This is a genomic window from Dietzia sp. DQ12-76 (assembly GCF_014145045.1).
Lineage (GTDB): Bacteria > Actinomycetota > Actinomycetes > Mycobacteriales > Mycobacteriaceae > Dietzia.
In genome coordinates this window covers 1-3,056 of sequence record NZ_JAALDV010000016.1, presented here as the reverse complement: position 1 = coordinate 3,056, position 3,056 = coordinate 1, and the positions used below count along the sequence as shown (strand labels likewise).

Annotated in this window: 1 protein-coding gene; it reads left to right on the top strand. The window is 68.0% G+C overall.

Translation table 11 applies throughout. From position 1 onward, the window contains the following. The first annotated feature begins 354 nt into the window (after positions 1-354). Positions 355-3,006, top strand: coding sequence for an ATP-dependent Clp protease ATP-binding subunit (locus G6019_RS00675; protein ID WP_182626906.1), 2,652 nt, complete (start codon positions 355-357; stop codon positions 3,004-3,006). The last annotated feature ends 50 nt before the right edge of the window (positions 3,007-3,056 follow it).

Sequence of the window (3,056 nt, the reverse complement as noted above, 5' to 3'; positions counted from 1 at the left end):
CGAGGGTGGTCTTGCCCGTCCCGGGCGGAGCCTGGACCACCGCCGTACCCGCCGTGGCGAGCGCGCGCCGCAGGGCCGGGAGCGCGTCGGTGAAGGGCAGGCCGCGGCCGATCCGGTCCAGATCGAACGGGCTCATCACCCGGTCCCGCCCGACGCCACCATGCTCCCGAGACTAGATGTCCGCGCCGTCCCGCACGGATTCGGCGGCGTTCGCTGTCGGCGTACACGTATCCGCAATGATTCCCCGACCTGCCGCGTTGAACCCTGGTGACGGGCCGACTGCCACTCCTGTGGCTCCGGGCGTCAGACCGGGCCACTACAGTGGTGAACACCCGAGGAATGTGAGGTAGCACGATGTTCGAACGGTTTACCGACCGCGCGCGTCGCGTCGTCGTCCTGGCCCAGGAAGAGGCCCGGATGCTCAACCACAATTACATCGGCACCGAGCACATTCTGCTTGGTCTCATCCACGAGGGCGAGGGAGTGGCCGCCAAGGCCCTCGAGTCCCTGGGGATCTCGCTTGAAGCGGTGCGGAGTCAGGTCGAGGAGATCATCGGCCAGGGCCAGCAGGCGCCCAGCGGGCACATCCCGTTCACGCCGCGGGCCAAGAAGGTCCTCGAGCTGAGCCTGCGCGAGGCGCTGCAGCTCGGCCACAACTACATCGGGACCGAGCACATCCTCCTCGGCCTCATCCGAGAGGGTGAGGGGGTGGCCGCGCAGGTGCTGGTCAAGCTCGGAGCGGACCTCACCCGGGTCCGGCAGCAGGTCATCCAGCTGCTCTCCGGCTACCAGGGCAAGGAGGCGGAGGCCACGGGCGCGCCGGCGGGGACCGGCGGGCGCGAGTCCGGGACGCCGTCGTCCTCGACGGTCCTGGACCAGTTCGGCCGCAACCTCACGCAGGCCGCCATGGAGGGCAAGCTCGACCCGGTGGTCGGCCGCGCCAAGGAGGTCGAGCGCATCATGCAGGTGCTCTCCCGGCGCACCAAGAACAACCCGGTGCTCATCGGAGAGCCCGGCGTGGGCAAGACCGCGGTCGTCGAGGGCCTCGCCCAGGCCATCGTCAACAACGAGGTCCCCGAGACCCTCAAGGACAAGCAGGTCTACTCGCTCGACCTGGGGTCCCTGGTGGCCGGTTCCCGCTACCGCGGTGACTTCGAGGAGCGCCTGAAGAAGGTGCTCAAGGAGATCAATCAGCGGGGCGACATCATCCTGTTCATCGACGAGATCCACACGCTCGTCGGGGCGGGTGCCGCCGAGGGCGCGATCGACGCGGCGTCGATCCTCAAGCCCAAGCTGGCCCGCGGTGAGCTGCAGACCATCGGCGCCACCACGCTCGAGGAGTACCGCAAGCACATCGAGAAGGACGCGGCGCTCGAGCGTCGTTTCCAGCCGGTGCAGGTCCCCGAGCCCAGCGTCGAGTTGTCCATCGAGATCCTCAAGGGTCTACGCGACCGCTACGAGGCGCACCACCGTGTCACCATCACGGACGCGGCCCTGGCCGCGGCGGCCCAGCTGGCGGACAGGTACATCAACGACCGCTTCCTGCCGGACAAGGCGATCGACCTCATCGACGAGGCCGGCGCCCGCATGCGGATCAAGCGGATGACCGCTCCGCCGGACCTCCGGGAGTTCGACGAGAAGATCGCCGAGGCCCGGCGCGAGAAGGAGTCCGCGATCGACGCGCAGGACTTCGAGAAGGCCGCCGGTCTGCGGGACACGGAGAAGAAGCTCATCGCCGAGCGCTCGGAACGTGAGAAGCAGTGGCGTGCGGGCGACATGGACGTGGCCGCGGTGGTCGACGAGGAGCAGATCGCCGAGGTGCTGGGTAACTGGACCGGGATCCCCGTGTTCAAGCTCACCGAGGAGGAGACCACACGTCTGCTCCGCATGGAGGACGAGCTGCACAAGCGGATCATCGGCCAGGAGGACGCCATCAAGGCGGTCTCCCGGGCCATCCGTCGCACGCGGGCCGGTCTCAAGGACCCCAAGCGCCCGTCGGGGTCGTTCATCTTCGCCGGCCCGTCCGGTGTCGGCAAGACCGAGCTCTCCAAGGCGCTGGCCAACTTCCTGTTCGGCGAGGACGACGCGCTCATCCAGATCGACATGGGTGAGTTCCACGACCGCTTCACCGCCTCCCGCCTGTTCGGCGCACCTCCCGGGTACGTCGGATACGAGGAGGGTGGCCAGCTGACGGAGAAGGTCCGGCGCAAGCCGTTCTCGGTGGTCCTGTTCGACGAGATCGAGAAGGCCCACTCCGAGATCTACAACACGCTCCTGCAGGTGCTGGAGGACGGCCGTCTCACCGACGGGCAGGGTCGCATGGTGGACTTCAAGAACACCGTGTTGATCTTCACCTCCAACCTCGGCACGAGGGACATCTCCAAGGCCGTCGGGATGGGCTTCCAGTCCGCCGACAACACCGAGGACGCCTACGACCGGATGAAGCAGAAGGTCAACGACGAGCTCAAGAAGCACTTCAGGCCCGAGTTCCTCAACCGTATCGACGAGATCGTGGTGTTCCACCAGCTCACCAAGGACCAGATCGTCGAGATGGTCGACCTGATGGTCAGCCGCGTGGGCGTGGCGCTCAAGGCCAAGGACATGACGATCGAGATCACCGACCGTGCCAAGGAACTCCTGGCCAAGCGGGGCTTCGACCCGGTGCTGGGGGCGCGGCCGCTGCGTCGCACCATCCAGCGCGAGATCGAGGACACGCTCTCGGAGAAGATCCTCTTCGGTGAGGTCGCGGCCGGCGAGTTGATCACCGTCGACGTCGAGGGTTGGGACGGTGAGTCCGACCAGACGGAGAACGCCAGGTTCACCTTCACCGGGGTCCCGCGGCCGGACGCCGCCGAGTCCCGCGAGGGTGAGGAGATCACCGCGAGTGTCGCTCCGACGGGTGAGGCCGGCCCGGGTGACTCGCTTCCCCCGAGCTCGGGTGGCTTCGCCGGCGGCGCCCCCGGTGGATCCTCGGGTAGTGGTGGGGCGGCTCCCGCCACCACCTAGCCCGAAAGGCGCCGCACCACCGCGAGGCGGCCCCCGCTCTTCCGAGCGGG